10 protein-coding genes, 1 pseudogene and 1 riboswitch are annotated in these 14,933 nt (G+C 70.7%); of the genes and pseudogenes, 6 read left to right on the plus strand and 5 right to left on the minus strand.

Annotated elements, in window-relative coordinates; all coding sequences use genetic code 11:
- Positions 1 to 303: 303 nt before the first annotated feature.
- Complete coding sequence (locus tag ABZX96_RS21790) at positions 304 to 1,764, minus strand: gamma-aminobutyraldehyde dehydrogenase (protein WP_355546849.1); 1,461 nt, start codon at positions 1,762 to 1,764, stop codon at positions 304 to 306.
- 179 nt (positions 1,765 to 1,943) lie between these two features.
- Here ABZX96_RS21790 and ABZX96_RS21795 point away from each other — a divergent pair, with 179 nt between their 5' ends.
- The 5 genes and pseudogenes from ABZX96_RS21795 to ABZX96_RS21815 all read left to right on the plus strand — a co-directional run bounded on the left by ABZX96_RS21795 (position 1,944) and on the right by ABZX96_RS21815 (position 7,751).
- Positions 1,944 to 2,417, plus strand: coding sequence for an Lrp/AsnC family transcriptional regulator (locus ABZX96_RS21795; RefSeq protein ID WP_355546851.1), 474 nt, complete (start codon positions 1,944 to 1,946; stop codon positions 2,415 to 2,417).
- 2 nt (positions 2,418 to 2,419) lie between these two features.
- The gene (locus ABZX96_RS21800) at positions 2,420 to 3,781 is read left to right on the plus strand and encodes an aspartate aminotransferase family protein (protein WP_355546853.1); all 1,362 of its coding nucleotides are present in this window, start codon (positions 2,420 to 2,422) and stop codon (positions 3,779 to 3,781) included.
- 307 nt (positions 3,782 to 4,088) lie between these two features.
- A complete protein-coding gene (locus ABZX96_RS21805) occupies positions 4,089 to 4,829 on the plus strand; it encodes an ATP-binding cassette domain-containing protein (RefSeq protein WP_355546855.1) in 741 nt (246 codons plus the stop codon).
- Positions 4,811 to 5,323: pseudogene (locus ABZX96_RS21810) on the plus strand (hypothetical protein); the annotation flags it as partial. The gene ABZX96_RS21805 and the pseudogene ABZX96_RS21810, both read left to right, overlap by 19 nt.
- Before the next feature lie 1,435 nt (positions 5,324 to 6,758).
- Positions 6,759 to 7,751 carry a hypothetical protein gene (locus ABZX96_RS21815; protein WP_355546940.1) on the plus strand — a complete coding sequence of 331 codons (993 nt, stop codon included), beginning with the start codon at positions 6,759 to 6,761 and terminating at the stop codon, positions 7,749 to 7,751.
- 96 nt (positions 7,752 to 7,847) lie between these two features.
- Here ABZX96_RS21815 and ABZX96_RS21820 read toward each other — a convergent pair whose 3' ends face one another.
- The 4 genes from ABZX96_RS21820 to rlmN form a co-directional block, all read right to left on the minus strand.
- Positions 7,848 to 8,978, minus strand: coding sequence for an ABC transporter ATP-binding protein (locus tag ABZX96_RS21820; protein WP_355546857.1), 1,131 nt, complete (start codon positions 8,976 to 8,978; stop codon positions 7,848 to 7,850).
- Entirely contained in the window at positions 8,979 to 10,610 is a 1,632-nt protein-coding gene (locus ABZX96_RS21825; RefSeq protein WP_355546859.1) for an iron ABC transporter permease, read from the minus strand.
- 53 nt (positions 10,611 to 10,663) lie between these two features.
- Positions 10,664 to 11,749, minus strand: a complete 1,086-nt coding sequence (locus tag ABZX96_RS21830; RefSeq protein WP_355546862.1) for a thiamine ABC transporter substrate-binding protein — start codon at positions 11,747 to 11,749, stop codon at positions 10,664 to 10,666.
- Positions 11,750 to 11,843: 94 nt separating this feature from the next.
- A riboswitch (TPP riboswitch) is annotated at positions 11,844 to 11,953 on the minus strand.
- A 33-nt stretch (positions 11,954 to 11,986) separates the two neighbouring features.
- Positions 11,987 to 13,093 carry a 23S rRNA (adenine(2503)-C(2))-methyltransferase RlmN gene (gene rlmN, locus ABZX96_RS21835; RefSeq protein WP_355546864.1) on the minus strand — a complete coding sequence of 369 codons (1,107 nt, stop codon included), beginning with the start codon at positions 13,091 to 13,093 and terminating at the stop codon, positions 11,987 to 11,989.
- A 341-nt stretch (positions 13,094 to 13,434) separates the two neighbouring features.
- Between rlmN and ABZX96_RS21840 the strand changes: the two genes are divergently transcribed.
- Positions 13,435 to 14,781 carry an AAA family ATPase gene (locus tag ABZX96_RS21840; RefSeq protein ID WP_355546866.1) on the plus strand — a complete coding sequence of 449 codons (1,347 nt, stop codon included), beginning with the start codon at positions 13,435 to 13,437 and terminating at the stop codon, positions 14,779 to 14,781.
- Positions 14,782 to 14,933: the final 152 nt, after the last annotated feature.

Below are 14,933 nucleotides of genomic sequence, written 5' to 3' on the forward strand. Positions count from 1 at the left end.
CGCCGGGCCCCGCCCGCGACGGTGTGTCGAGGACCACATCGGGACGAACCGGAGCCGGCCCCGCGCCCCACGCCCCACGCATGAAAAACCGGGGCGGACGCGCCTGCGCGCACCCGCCCCGGCCCGGAACAGCGCCGTCGCCCCGGCGCCCCCGGTCTCGAACCGACGAGGTCGGAGCTCAGCCCCACCAGGCCGGACCCCAGCCCGACGAGCCCAGACCTCGGTCCGACGAGGTCAGCCCTCAGCCCAACCAGGCCGGACCCCAGCCCGACGAGATCAGCCCTCGGTCCGACAAGACCACCCTCAGTCCAGCGACGTCATGACGTGCTTGACCCGCGTGTAGTCCTCGAAGCCGTAGCCCGACAGGTCCTTGCCGTAGCCGGACTTCTTGAAGCCGCCGTGCGGCATCTCGGCGACGAGCGGGATGTGGGTGTTGATCCACACGCAGCCGAAGTCGAGCTTCTTGGACATCCGCATGGCGCGGGCGTGGTCCTTGGTCCACACCGAGGACGCCAGCGCGTACTCGACGCCGTTGGCCCACTCCACGGCCTGGTCCTCGTCCCGGAAGGACTGGACGGTGATGACCGGGCCGAAGACCTCGCGCTGGACGATCTCGTCGTCCTGCTTGAGGCCGGAGACGACGGTCGGGGCGAAGAAGTAGCCCTTCTCCCCCACCCGGTGGCCGCCGGCCTCGATCTTGGCGTGCGCGGGCAGGCCGTCGATGAAGCGCTGGACCTGGGCGAGCTGGTTGGCGTTGTTCAGCGGCCCGTAGAGCACGTCCTCGTCGTCCGCCGCGCCGGTCTTGGTGTCGGCGGCGGCCTTGGCGAGCGCGGTCACGAACTCGTCGTGGATCGCCTCGTGGACGAGCACCCGGGTCGCGGCCGTACAGTCCTGGCCGGCGTTGAAGTAGCCCGCCATGGCGATGTCGCCGACGGCCTTGGCGATGTCGGTGTCCTCGAAGACCACGACCGGCGCCTTGCCGCCGAGCTCCAGGTGGACCCGCTTGAGGTCCTTGGAGGCGGACTCGGCGACCTGCATGCCGGCCCGCACGGAGCCGGTGATCGAGGCCATCGCGGGGACGGGGTGCTCGACCATGAGGCGGCCGGTGTCGCGGTCGCCGCACACGACGTTGAAGACGCCGCGCGGGTGGCCCAGCTCGTCCAGCACGCCGCCGATGATCTCGGCGAGCAGGATGGTGGAGACGGGCGTGGTGTCCGAGGGCTTGAGGACGACCGTGTTGCCCGCGGCGAGCGCCGGGGCGAACTTCCACACGGCCATCATCATCGGGTAGTTCCACGGCGCGACCTGCGCGCACACCCCGATGGGCTCGCGGCGGATCATGGAGGTGAAGCCGTCCATGTACTCGCCGGCCGAGCGGCCCTCCAGCATCCGGGCGGCCCCCGCGAAGAAGCGGATCTGGTCCACCATCGGGGGGATCTCCTCGGAGCGCACCAGCGCGAGGGGCTTGCCGCAGTTCCGGGACTCGGCGGCGATCAGCTCCTCGGCGCGCTCCTCGATCCGGTCGGCGATCTTCAGCAGCACCTTCTGGCGCTCGCCCGGGACGAGGTCGCGCCAAGCGGGGAACGCGGCCTCGGCGGCGGCCATCGCGGCGTCCACGTCCGCGGCGGCGGACAGCGGGGCCGTGGCGTACGCCTCGCCCGTCGCCGGGTCGACGACCTCGGTGGTCCGTCCGTCGGCGGCGTCCCGGAACTCCCCGGCGATGTAGTTGCGGAGCTTGCGCAGCCGCCCCTGCTCAGTGGTCACTGTGCGACCCCTCCTGTCAGATGTCCGGTGGGTGAGACACCCACCCTAGCCAGGGGGGCGACGCTTTCAACATACCCACCAGCCACCAACAACGGAATCAGTAGCTCACGAGACATGAGACAACTGATTTCATCGATTCGGGCTTGCCAGACCGACGACCCTCGTGCACAGTGAGGGACGTGGCCACTCGTGACAGAAACGGCACTCCGTCGATCGACTCCGTCTCCCTGGCGATCATCGAGCAGCTCCAGGAAGACGGCCGCCGTCCGTACGCCGCGATCGGCAAGGCCGTCGGCCTGTCCGAGGCGGCGGTGCGACAACGCGTACAGAAGCTGCTCGACCAAGGCGTGATGCAGATCGTCGCGGTCACCGACCCCCTCACGGTCGGACTGCGCCGGCAGGCGATGGTGGGCATCAACGTCGAAGGCGACCTCGACCCCGTGGCCGACGCCCTGACGGCCATGGAGGAGGTCGAGTACGTCGTCATGACCGCGGGATCCTTCGATCTCCTCATCGAGATCGTCTGCGAGGACGACGACCACCTGCTGCAAATGATCAACAAGCGGATCCGCACGCTGCCCGGCGTGCGCTCCACCGAGAGCTTCGTCTACCTCAAGCTCCGCAAGCAGACCTATACCTGGGGAACGAGATAGCAATGAGCGCCGACCTCTCCAAGACGGCGTACGACCACTTGTGGATGCATTTCACCCGCATGTCCTCGTACGCCGACGCCCCCGTGCCGACCATCGTGCGCGGCGAGGGCACGAACATCTACGACGACAAGGGCAAGCGCTACATCGACGGCCTCGCCGGCCTCTTCGTGGTCAACGCCGGCCACGGCCGCACCGAGCTCGCCGAGACCGCCTTCAAGCAGGCCCAGGAGCTGGCCTTCTTCCCGGTGTGGTCCTACGCCCACCCCAAGGCCGTCGAGCTGGCCGAGCGGCTGGCCGGGCACGCGCCCGGCGACCTGAACAAGGTCTTCTTCACCACCGGCGGCGGCGAGGCGGTCGAGACCGCCTGGAAGCTGGCCAAGCAGTACTTCAAGCTCACCGGCAAGCCCACCAAGCACAAGGTCATATCCCGCGCCGTGGCCTACCACGGCACCCCGCAGGGCGCCCTGTCCATCACCGGCCTGCCGGGCCTGAAGGCCCCCTTCGAGCCGCTGGTCCCGGGCGCGCACAAGGTGCCCAACACCAACATCTACCGGGCGCCGCTCTTCGGTGACGACCCGGAGGCGTTCGGCCGCTGGGCCGCCGACCAGATCGAGCAGCAGATCCTCTTCGAGGGCCCGGACACCGTCGCCGCCGTCTTCCTGGAGCCGGTGCAGAACGCCGGCGGCTGCTTCCCGCCGCCGCCCGGCTACTTCCAGCGGGTCCGCGAGATCTGCGACCGCCACGACGTGCTGCTCGTCTCCGACGAGGTCATCTGCGCCTTCGGGCGGCTGGGCACGATGTTCGCCTGCGACAAGTTCGACTACGTCCCGGACATGATCACCTGCGCCAAGGGCATGACCTCGGGCTACTCCCCCATCGGCGCCTGCGTCATCTCCGACCGCCTGGCCGAGCCGTTCTACCAGGGCGACAACACCTTCCTGCACGGCTACACCTTCGGCGGCCACCCGGTCTCCGCCGCCGTGGGCCTGGCCAACCTCGACATCTTCGAGCGCGAGAACCTCAACCAGCACGTGCTGGACAACGAGCAGGCCTTCCGCGGCACCCTGGAGAAGCTGCACGACCTGCCCATCGTCGGCGACGTGCGCGGCAACGGCTTCTTCTACGGCATCGAACTGGTCAAGGACAAGGACACCAAGGAGTCCTTCAACGCCGAGGAGACCGAGCGCGTCCTGTACGGCTTCCTGTCCAAGAAGCTGTACGAGAACGGCCTGTACTGCCGCGCCGACGACCGGGGCGACCCGGTCATCCAGCTCGCCCCGCCGCTGATCGCCGACCAGGCGGTCTTCGACGAGATCGAGCAGATCCTGCGCGCGACCCTCACGGAGGCGTGGACGAAGCTGTAGGACACGCGCCTGAGGGTGCGCGAGAGGCCCGGGGATCCTCCGGATGCGCCGCGGCCGTCGGTTACCGACTCCTCGTGCCCCCTTCAGGACCGCATACGAGCCACCTTTGACTCGGTGATGCACAACTGAACACCCAGCGGCCCAGGTTCACTAACATGCAGCCATATGAGTGAACCTGGGCCGTTGCGCGTGCCGAGCGCCGAAGGCCTCGGGCCGCCACTCCTTACCGTGCCAGTGACCGATACCCTGCATGGTCGTTCACCCGGACAGGGGAACGAGCGGACGCGAGCGAGCAAGAGGTGCGTAGATGGTGGCCCCGCCTGACAACGACGTTCTCTGGGCCCGCGGCCTGCACCACGCACACGGCACCACCCCCGCGCTGACCGGCGTCTCCCTCGGTGTGCGGGAGAGCGAGATCTTCGCCGTCAGCGGCCCGCGCGGCAGCGGCAAGACGACCCTCCTGCGGTGTCTGTCGGGTCAACTCGTGCCCACCCGCGGCGAGGTCTGGTTCAACAGCGCCCCCGTGCACACCCTCCCCGCCCGGCACCGCGAGCGGCTGCGCCTGGACCGCTTCGGCTGGATCGACACCGAACCCCGCCTCGTACCGGAATTGACGGCCTGGGAGAACGCCGCGCTCCCGCTCCTGCTGCGCGGCCTCGGCCACCGCGCCGCCCGGCGCACCGCCTGCGAGTGGCTGGAGCGCCTCGACGTCGGGCAGCACGCCCGCCGCCGCCCGGACCGGCTCGACCAGTCCCAGCGCCAGCGGATCGCCATCGCCCGGGCGCTCGCCCCCGGCCCCCAGGTGATCTTCGCGGACGACCCGGCCGCGCCGCTGCACAGCGCGGAGGGCTCCCAGGTGCTGCGCACCCTGGTCACCGCGGCCCGCTCGCACCGCATCGCCGTGGTCCTCGCCGGCCACGGCCCCGAGAACGCCGCGCTCGCGGACCGCACGCTCACCCTCCTGGACGGCCGCCAGTCCGGCGCCGTCCGCTCCGCCACCGACCCCGCCGACGAGGAAAGCAGGGAAGCGTGCTCGCTCTCCGCCTAGCCCGCGGTTCCCACCCCCTCGTCCTGCTGCGCCGCCTGTTCGTCGCCGCCGCCTCGGCCGGCACCGGCTTCCTGCTGCTGGCCGCCCTCGGCCACGCCACCGGCCACCCGTCCGAGACGACCGGCTCACTGGTGCGCCTCCTGTGGTGCGCGGCGCCGCTGGCGGCCACGGCGCAGCTCGCGGTGGCGGTGGCCCGCACGGACCCGGCGGCCCGCCCCCGGCGCGACATGACCGCCGCCGGGCTCGGCCCGGTCCGCCTGACGCTGCTCGCCGCCACGTCCACCGCCCTGTCCTGCGCGCTGGGCAGCCTCGTCGCCCTGTTCGCCTTCCTCCACCTGCGCGACGGCCTCTCCTGGCCCCGGATGCCGCTGGGCGGCACCGCCCCCGACGCCCTCAGCGCCGGCCACGCCCTGCCGCTCGGCGGCACGCTCGTCCTGCTGGCGGTCACGCCGGTCACGGCGGCGGCCTGCACGGCCCTGGGGCTGAGGCCGCGTCGGCGGGCGACGCGCGGCGCCGTTCGCGCGCGGACGACCGTGTCGGCTGCCGCGGGGGTGCCGGCGGTACGTGGTGGCGAGACGGGGGCCGCGACTGCGGACAAGGCCCCGGCTGTGCCCGCGGGGTCCGGATCCGCCGGGTCGGCCACTGCCGTCGCGGCGGCGGGTGCGGGGCGGGCGGCGGTGACGGCGCGGGTGGACGACGCTTCCGCCGCCGCTCCCGAGGAGGAGGCGGCTGCCGACGCCTCGGACGCGGCCGGCGGGCCCGCGGACGTACGGACGGACGAGATCCCGGCGCGGACGGACGAGATCCTGGCGGGGACGGACGAGGCCCCGGCGAGGACGGACGAGGTTCCGGTCCGGACGGACGAGGCCCCGGCACGGACAGACAAGATCCCCGTCCGGACGGACGAGCTCTCGGAGGGCTCGTCCGGCGACGCGGAGGCGACCTCCGGCCACGCGGCCCGCCCGGAAGACCCGTCGGCCGGCAAGCCACCCGGCGGACCGAAGCACGCACGGGCGCGCGGCGCCGGACGAGCGCCGGCCGGGCCCGGCATCGGCGCGCCCTGCGGCACCACGACGGTCCTCGGCCCCGCCCGGACGCCGGGCTCCGCCGTGGCCGCCGACCGGCGCGAGTCCCGCACCGCGCCCGCCGGGTTCCCCTGGGGCATCACCCTGACCGCCGTGGGCCTGGCCCTGGAGGCGTACGCCGGGCAGACGCCCACCCGCTCCGACGAGCCGCTCTCCGGCCACCTGCTCTCCCACCCGCCGGGCGTGCTGGTCGGCTGGGCGCTGGTCGCCGTGGGGCTGGTGATGGCCGGGCCGGGCCTGGTCCACCTGTGCGGGCGGCTGCTGTGCGCGGTCCGGCCGGGGGCGCTGCGCCTGCTGGCCGGGCGCGTGCTCCAGGAGGAGGCGCGGCGCATCGGCCGCCCCTTGGGGGTGCTGTGCGTGGTCGCCGCGGGCGCGTACGCGGCGGTGCGGGTCCACGAGACGGCCGGGACCCGCCCGCTCGGCCCGCTCACCGGCCTGGCCGCGGCCCTGGTGCTGGCCTGCGTCACCGCCAGCGCGCTCACCGCCGGGCTCGAAACCCGCACCGCCCGCACCCACACCACCGCGGCCCTCCGCCGACTCGGCGCGCCGCGTTCCCTGCTGTACCGCGCCGCCGTCCTGCGGGTGCTCGCCCTGCTGGTCGTGCTCGTCCCGCTGACCTGGGGTGTCGCGGTGCTGGTGACGCTGCCCCTGTCCCGCTGAGCCGAACGGGGCCGCGTCCCGTCCACCGTCCGCGGCCCGCGACCAACCGACGGCGCGATACCTCGTCCCGATGCCGCGCGCGTCACGGTTCGCGCGCGGAGGCAACTTCCGTCCTCATATGGACGTCTGGCAGGCCGAGGAGTGCGGAAAGGAACCCGCCCCCGGTGCGCGAACGGAGTTCTTGGTGATCATCGGCCTTCTGACGGCGGTGGCGGCGTCGGCCTGTTACGGCACGGGTTCGGTCCTGCAGGCGGTGGGGTCCCGCAAGTCCGCCCGGCGGGAGGCGGCGAACGCCGCCGGCGCCTCCGGCGTCACCCAGCACGGCGGACCCAGCCTGTCCTCGACCGCCAAGGCGGCGATGACCTGGGAGTTCATGGTCGGCACGGTGCTGGACTTCGTCGGCTTCGCACTGGGCGCGCTGGCCGCGCGGCTGCTGCCGCTGTTCCTGTCCCAGACCGTCATCAGCGCCAACCTGGTGATCACCGCAGTGCTGAGCATCAGACTGCTCGGCATCCGCCTCACCCGTCCCGAGTGGGCCTCGATCGCCGTCGTCTGCTCGGCGCTGGTGCTGCTGGCGACGGCCGCCGGCCCGGAGGGCAGCGGGCACACGCCGATCGCCTCGCACTGGTGGCTGCTGGTCGCCTCGATCGTGCTCATGGGCGGCGGCACCCTGATCGTCCGGCTGATGGGCGGGCGGGCCGCGATCCTCGCCGGTCTGCTGTCCGGGCTGGGGTTCGGCGCGCTGGGCGTGGGGGTGCGGGTGCTGAACGGCGTGGAGCCGTTCGACCTGCCGACGCTCCTGGCGGACCCCGCCCTGTACGCGATCCTGATCGCCGGCGTCGGCGGCATGTACCTGCACACGGTCGCGCTGCAGATCGGCTCGGTCAACGGCGCCACGGCCGCGCTGGTCGTGGGCGAGACGGTGGTGCCGGGCATCCTGGGCGTGCTGTGGCTGGGCGACTCCTCCCGGCCGGGGTTCGCGTGGATGGCCATCCTCGGGTTCATCGTGGCGGTGGCGGGCGCGGTCGCGGTGGCCTGGTTCGGCGAGCCGGAGGGCGGTACCGGCGACCGGCCGGAGGCCACCGGCGACAAGGCACCGGGCGACGCCCCGGCCACCGCGGAAGCCTCCACCCCGCAGTCCGCGAACCGTCCGGAACCGGCCTCCCCGGTCTCGTAAGCCGCACCGGACCCCGAGCCGCACCGATCCCGTAAGCCGCACCGGCTCCCCCGTACGCCTCCCCCGGTCCCATCCTCCGGGGGAGGCGTCCCCCTCTCAGCCCCCGGCCCCCAGCACCACCACGTCCTCCGCCGCGAACCCGGCCCCCACCCGCTCCCCCACCTCGGGGGCGTCCCGCAGCGCGCACGCCGCCTCCAGCGGGGGCCCCGCGTCGGGCCGGAGCAGCACGGAGACGTGGGTGCCCCGGAAGGTGCGGGCCGTCACGGTGCACGGCAGGCCGTCCCGCGGCGCGGTGAGCCGCACCCCCGCGGGCCGGACGAGCACGTCGCCCGGCCCGTCCGGGGAGCCCGCGGGCACCGGCAGCTTGCCCCAGGGGGTGTCGGCGGTCCCCGCGCGGACCGTCGCCGGCACGACGTTGTCGAAGCCCAGGAAGCGGGCGACGAACGCGTCGGCGGGCCGCTGCCAGACCTCCAGAGGCGTGCCGCTCTGCGCGATCCGGCCGTCCCGCATCACCACGACCCGGTCGGCCAGCGCGAACGCCTCGCCCTGGTCGTGGGTGACGGCGAGCACCGTCGTCCCCAGTTCGTCGAAGACCCGGCGCAGCTCGACCACCAGCCGTTCGCGCAGGCCCCGGTCGAGCTGGCCCAGCGGCTCGTCCAGCATCAGCAGCCGGGGCCGGGGGGCGAGCGCGCGGGCCAGCGCGACCCGCTGCTGCTCACCGCCGGACAGCGTCGTCACGGCGCGGCGCCGGGCGCCCGGCAGCCCGACGAGCTCCAGCAGCTCGTCCACCCTGCGGTCCCGCTCGGCGCGCGCGGTGCCCCGCATCCGCAGGCCGAAGGCGACGTTGCCGCCGACGTCCCGCTGCGGGAAGAGCTGGTGGTCCTGGAACATCAGGCCGACGCCGCGGCGGTGGGTCGGAACGTCCGACTGGTCCCGCCCGGCGAGGAAGACCTGGCCCGCGTCGGCCGGCTGCAGCCCCGCCACGACCCGCAGCAGCGTGGACTTGCCGCTGCCGCTCGGGCCCAGGACGCAGACGATCTCGTGCTCGGCGACGTCGAGGTCCACCCCGTCCAGCGCGGCCCGCCCGCCGAACCGGACACTCACCCCGGCCAGCCGCAGCGCGGTCCCCCGCACGTCCGCCCCGGCACCCGCGTCAGCCGCACCCGCGTCACCGGAAGCCGCCGTCGTCCCGCGACCGCCCGCCGACCCGTCACTCCCCGTACCCATTCAGAACTCCCCTGCCTGGTCGGCCGGCCGCAGGCGCTCCAGCACCAGCAGCGCGCCCGCGCACACCACCATCAAGATGACCGACAGCGCCATGGCCTGCCCGTAGTTCGCCTCCCCGGCGCGTCCCAGGAGGCGGGAGACCGCGACCGGGAGGGTGGGGTTGTCCGGCCGGGCGATGAAGACCGTCGCCCCGAACTCGCCGAGCGACACCGCGAAGGCGAACCCGGCCGCCACCAGCAGCGCCCGCCGCACCAGCGGCAGGTCGACCTCCCGCCACACCCGCCAGGGCGAGGCGCCCAGGACGGCCGCGGCCTGCCGCAGCCGTTCGTCCACCGCGCGCAGGACGGGCAGCATGGTCCGGACGACGAACGGCACGCCCACCAGCGCCTGCGCCAGCGGCACCAGCCACCAGGAGGAGCGCAGGTCCAGCGGCGGCTCGTCCAGCGTGATCAGGAAGCCGAAGCCGACGGTCACCGCGGACACCCCGAGCGGCAGCATCAGCAGCGCGTCGAAGCCGCGCAGCAGCCGGCCGCCGTCCCGGCGGGCCAGCGCCGCCGCCGCCAGTCCGCCGACCACCAGGGCGATCGCCGTGGCCGCCGCCCCGTAGGACAGCGAGGTCAGCACCGCGTTCAGGGGCGCCCCGGAGAAGGTGCCGTTCGCGTCGGTGGAGGTCAGCGCCCGGTAGAAGGCCAGGGTGTGGCCGCCCTCCCCGGCGAAGGAGCGTTCCACCAGGACGAGCAGCGGCAGCACCAGAAGGACGGCGACGAGCAGCAGCGTCCCCCACAGCAGCGCCCACTGCCCGGTGCCCCGCGGCCGGCGGGCGGTGCGGGCCGGGTCGACGAGGGTGAGCGCCGTCTCGCGGCGGCGCACCGTCCAGGCGTGCAGGCCCAGCAGCGCGAGCACCGCGGCGAACTGGAGGAGGGTGAGCACCGCCGCCGTCGGCAGGTCCAGGAAGTCGGCGGTCTGCCGGTAGATCTCCACCTCCAGGGTGGAGAACCTCGGGCCGCCCAGGATCTGCACCACCCCGAAGGAGGTGAAGGTGAACAGGAACACCATCAGGGCCGCCGCCGCGACGGCCGGCCCGAGGGCGGGCAGCGTCACCCGCCGCCAGGCCGCGAACCGCCCGGCGCCCAGCACCCGCGCCGCCTCTTCCTGGCGCGGGTCGAGCTGGGCCCACAGTCCGCCGACGGTGCGGATGACGACGGCGTAGTTGAAGAAGACGTGCGCGAGCAGGATCGCCCACACCGAGGTGTCCAGCCGCACCCCCCACAGCTCGTCCAGCACCCCGCCGCGCCCGAGCAGCGCCAGGAACGCCGACCCGGCCACCACGGTCGGCAGCACGAACGGCACGGTCACCACGGCCCGCAGCAGTTGCTTGCCCCGGAAATCGAAGCGCGCGAAGACGTACGCGCCGGGGAGCGCGAGCAGGAGCGTGAGCCCCGTCGAGGCCGCCGCCTGCCACAGGGTGAACCACAGGACGTGCAGCACGTCCGGGTCGGTCAGCACCTCCCCGGCCCGCGCGAACTGCCAGTTCCCGCCGTCCTTCAGGCCGCGCCCGACGATGGCCGCGACCGGGTAGGCGAAGAAGACCCCGAAGAAGACGAGCGGCACCACCAGCAGTCCCAGCCGCACGGCCGCGGACCGCCCCCGGCGCCGCCCCGACGCCTTCCTTCTTCGGGATACCGCTACTTCAGAACGAGGGAAGACCACTGCTTGATCCACTGCTCACGGTGCTCGGCGATGTCCTGCGGCGGCACCGTCTCCGGCCGCTCGACCTTCTCCCCGTACTTCGTGAACAGCTCCGGCACCTCGGCGTCCGTCCGCACCGGGTTGACGAACATCTTCAGCGGCACGTCCTCCTGGAACGCCTTGCCCACCAGGAAGTCCAGCAGCGCCTTGCCGCCCTTCTCGTTCCGCGCGCCCTTCAGGAGGCCCGCGAACTCGATCTGCCTAAAGCACGTTCCGGTGGCCACACCGGTGGGCGCCTCCTTGGGGGCGGGCTTCTTGCCCAGCACCTCGACGGGCGGGCTGGAGGCGTAGGAGACCACCAGAGGCTTGTCGCCCTTGCCGCGGCCGGCGCCCGATCCGGAGAACCGGTCGTTGTAGGCCTGCTCCCAGCCGTCGACCACCTCGACGCCGTTGGCCTTGAGCTTCTTCCAGTAGTCCTGCCAGCCGTCCTCGCCGAACGCGCCGATGCTGCCGAGCTGGAAGGCGAGCCCCGGCGAGGAGGTCGCCGGATTCTCGGTGACGAGCAGGTCCTTGTACTGGGGCTTGACGAGATCGGCGAAGGTCTTCGGCGGCGCGATCCTGTGCTCGGCGAAGTAGGCGCGGTCGTAGTTGACGCAGGTGTCGCCGTAGTCGACGGGCGTCACCCGGTGCTCGTCCTTGTCGAGCTGGAACTCCGCCGGGACCTTCGCGAGGTCCTTGGCCGCGTACGGCGTGAAGATGCCCGCCTTCAGACCGCGCGAGAGCAACGTGTTGTCGATCCCGAAGAAGACGTCGCCCTGCGGGTTGCCCTTGGACAGGATCGCCTGGTTGACGGCCTGCCCGGCGTCCCCGCCCTTGCGCCGTTCGACCTTGTAGCCGGTCTGCCGGGTGAACTCCTTCAGGACGGCGTCGGAGACGGCGAAGGAGTCGTGGCTGACGAGCGTGACGGTCTTGGCGTCCGCCTCACCGCCGCTGCCGCCGCCCGATCCGCCGCACGCGGCGAGCGCGGTCATACCGGCCGCGACGGCGAGCGCGGTGGCGGTGAGCCGGGTCTTGGTGGTCACTGGATTCCTCCTGGCTGGCCAGGAAGAGACGCGGCCCCGCGCGAAGGCCGCGCGTCCACACGAAACGGACGAACGACCCCGCGCGGGGCGCAACAGCATGAGGAGACCGAACTTCCTACCCGGAATGACCCGGGCGAGGTTCAAGGGTCTGCGGCCCAAAGGTTGCCGCACTCTCAGCGCTGTGGCGCTCCCCTGTCGGAATGTGCATTTGTTCGATCACACCGTATCAGCGGACGGTCAGCGCTCCGAGGCCGCGAGCTGCCCGCACGCCCCGTCGATCTCCTGCCCGCGGGTGTCCCGGACCGTCACCGGCACCCCGTACGCCTCGATGGCCCGCACGAACGCCTTCTCGTCCTCGGGACGGGACGCCGTCCACTTCGAGCCCGGCGTCGGGTTCAGCGGGATCAGGTTGACGTGCACCCGCTTGCCCTTGAGCAGCCGGCCCAGCAGGTCACCGCGCCACGCCTGGTCGTTGATGTCCCGGATCAGCGCGTACTCGATCGAGACCCGGCGCCCGGACTTCTCCGCGTACTCCCACGCGGCGTCCAGCACCTCCCGCACCTTCCAGCGCGTGTTGACGGGGACCAGCGTGTCCCGCAGCTCGTCATCGGGCGCGTGCAGCGACAGCGCCAGCCGGCACTTGAACCCCTCGTCCGCGAACCGCCGCATCGCCGGGACCAGCCCGACCGTCGAGACGGTGATGCCGCGCTGCGAGATCCCCAGCCCGTCCGGCTCCGGGTCGGTCAGCCGCCGGATCGCGCCGACCACCCGGTTGTAGTTCGCCAGCGGCTCGCCCATGCCCATGAACACGATGTTCGACAGCCGCGCCGGCCCACCGGGCACCTCGCCGTCACGCAGCGCGCGCATCCCGTCGACGATCTGGTGGACGATCTCGGCGGTGGACAGGTTGCGGTCCAGCCCCGCCTGCCCCGTGGCGCAGAACGGGCAGTTCATACCGCACCCCGCCTGCGAGCTGATGCACATCGTGACCCGGTCCGGGTACCGCATCAGGACGGACTCCACGAGCGTCCCGTCGTGCAGCCGCCACAGCGTCTTGCGCGTGGTGTCGTCGTCACAGGAAATGTGCCGCACCACACTCATCAGGTCCGGCAGCAGCTCCGCGGCCAGCTTCTCCCGCGCCGCGGCCGGGATGTCGGTCCACTGCGCCGGGTCGTGCGCGTACCGCGCGAAGTAGTGCTGCGAAAGCTGCTTGGCCCGGAAGGGCTTCTCCCCGATGGCCGCCACCGCCTCACGGCGCTCGGCGGGACTGAGATCGGCGAGGTGCCGCGGCGGCTTCTTGGCTCCGCGCGGCGCGATGAAGGTGAGTTCTCCTGGTGCAGGCATGGTTCTTCAAGTGTCGCAGATCCACTCGTGGGGCCCTGGCGAGAGAGGGGTGGGGGTGGTCACCCGTGGGTGCCGACTGTCAGCGTTGGTTGGCCTCGCACGGCCCAGGGACGGCCCAGAGACAGGGAAGTCCATCCCCCGCGGCATGGCTGCGATCTCCGCCAGCGCTATGACGTTCGGCAACGGTTGGATCCGGATTGCATGGCGCAGTCTCGCAGAATCACCTTACTCTTCGTAGCGAATCGACTATCCTGCGCATTGACCCGCATGCTTTTAGTTGCTGACGCGAGTGGTGACATATGGCGGCAATATCTCAGGCTTCCTTCAAGCTCTGGCAGGGGATGAAGAAGTTCACCCCGGACATCCAGGTGGAGTCTCTGGAGTTCGGCAGTGGATCACCCTTTCCCGGGCAAAGCATCGAACTTGCACCCTTCACTATAATCTCCGGGCTGCACGGATCAGGGAAAAGCACCTTGCTGAAATGCATTTCGCAGTCACTTTGGTCCAGAGCTTGGAGATCCGACCAGCCGCCCTTTTTGGACATCGAAAACAGAGATAGTCCGCTCGGTGGAAGTGTCCGTGTCACAGTGCGCATGAAGGACGAGGGGATCTGCTACTCCGTAAATCTAGAGCGCAGGGAGGGGGAGGATGAAAGTCCAGCTAAGGTATGGCCGGACGTTCACACCACGATTGAAGTTCCGACTGAGATATCCATGTTCTTTCAAGACTCACGAAGGAAAAGCGTCCTTAACCTTCAAGATGGAGATGACTGGCTGCAAACCAGAAGATATCTGGATGCCCTGAGGGACATTCTTGGGATCTCGTACGAGGAGGTAATTTATCATCCGGTTAGAGTTGACAAGCAGCTTGGCCCCATCTTCCCATTCGTGCGAGCCCGGCGAAGAAATGACTGGATCGACTCATTCTCGATGAGCTACGGCGAACTTTCGGTGCATAGAATGAGATGGTTCGTGAGGCACCCTTACGAAAACACCGTAGTAATCTTGGATGAGCCGGAATCAAGTATTGCCCCCCGCGGGCATGCGGCCCTCGCCGATGACCTCGCTCGCCTGGCACGCGCTTCCCGGGTACAAGTGATTGCGGTCACCCATTCACCTAGCTTCATCACTAGAGTCCCACTAGAATTCGTGCGAATCTGTGTGCGCCGCAACGACGATCCATTGATCCTGCGCCCATCTCGCGAAGCAGATCTGCATGAATTGCTGGGCGTGGAAAGTCACCTCCGAGCGATTATCTTCGTTGAAGACGAAGTAGCGGGCGAGCTCCTGAAACTTATACTCTCTGCGCACAGCTTCAGGGGTGGAAACGAAGTCGAGGTGATTGACGCGGGCTCTTGGAATGATGTGTTGATCGCCGCCGCAAGCCTGTCGCGCTCCAAAAGAGTTCGATCCACTGCTGTCATTGATGGCGATCAGCGCGAAGCGCTAAAAGGAAAAGAGGTTGGTCGCGACGCTCTGTTTCTTCCCGGATTCGAGCCGCCCGAACAGGTGCTAATACGGAACGCGATGCAGTACCCGAAGAGTTGGCCAATATGTTGGGCTGTTCGCAAGATTCCGTCATCATCTACTTGTCTGAACTCGCAGGGATGGACCACCATAGGTGGTTGGAGACCTTGGCGCGACGGACAGGTAATGACTGGCGATACTGTCTACGCTCGGCCTTTTTGATCTGGCACAGGCGCCCTGAGAATAAGGCGGACGCAGAAGCTCTGGTTAGAGAAATAGAAAAACGAGTTTGTTAGCCAGCTCAGGTTTCTCTGTGATCCCGGAAGTATACGGGTGCCACAAATAGGCCCGCCCCCTGACCTTGGATCGGCCAA

Origin of the sequence: Streptomyces sp. NPDC003077, from assembly GCF_040611095.1 — a bacterium.
Lineage (GTDB): Bacteria > Actinomycetota > Actinomycetes > Streptomycetales > Streptomycetaceae > Streptomyces.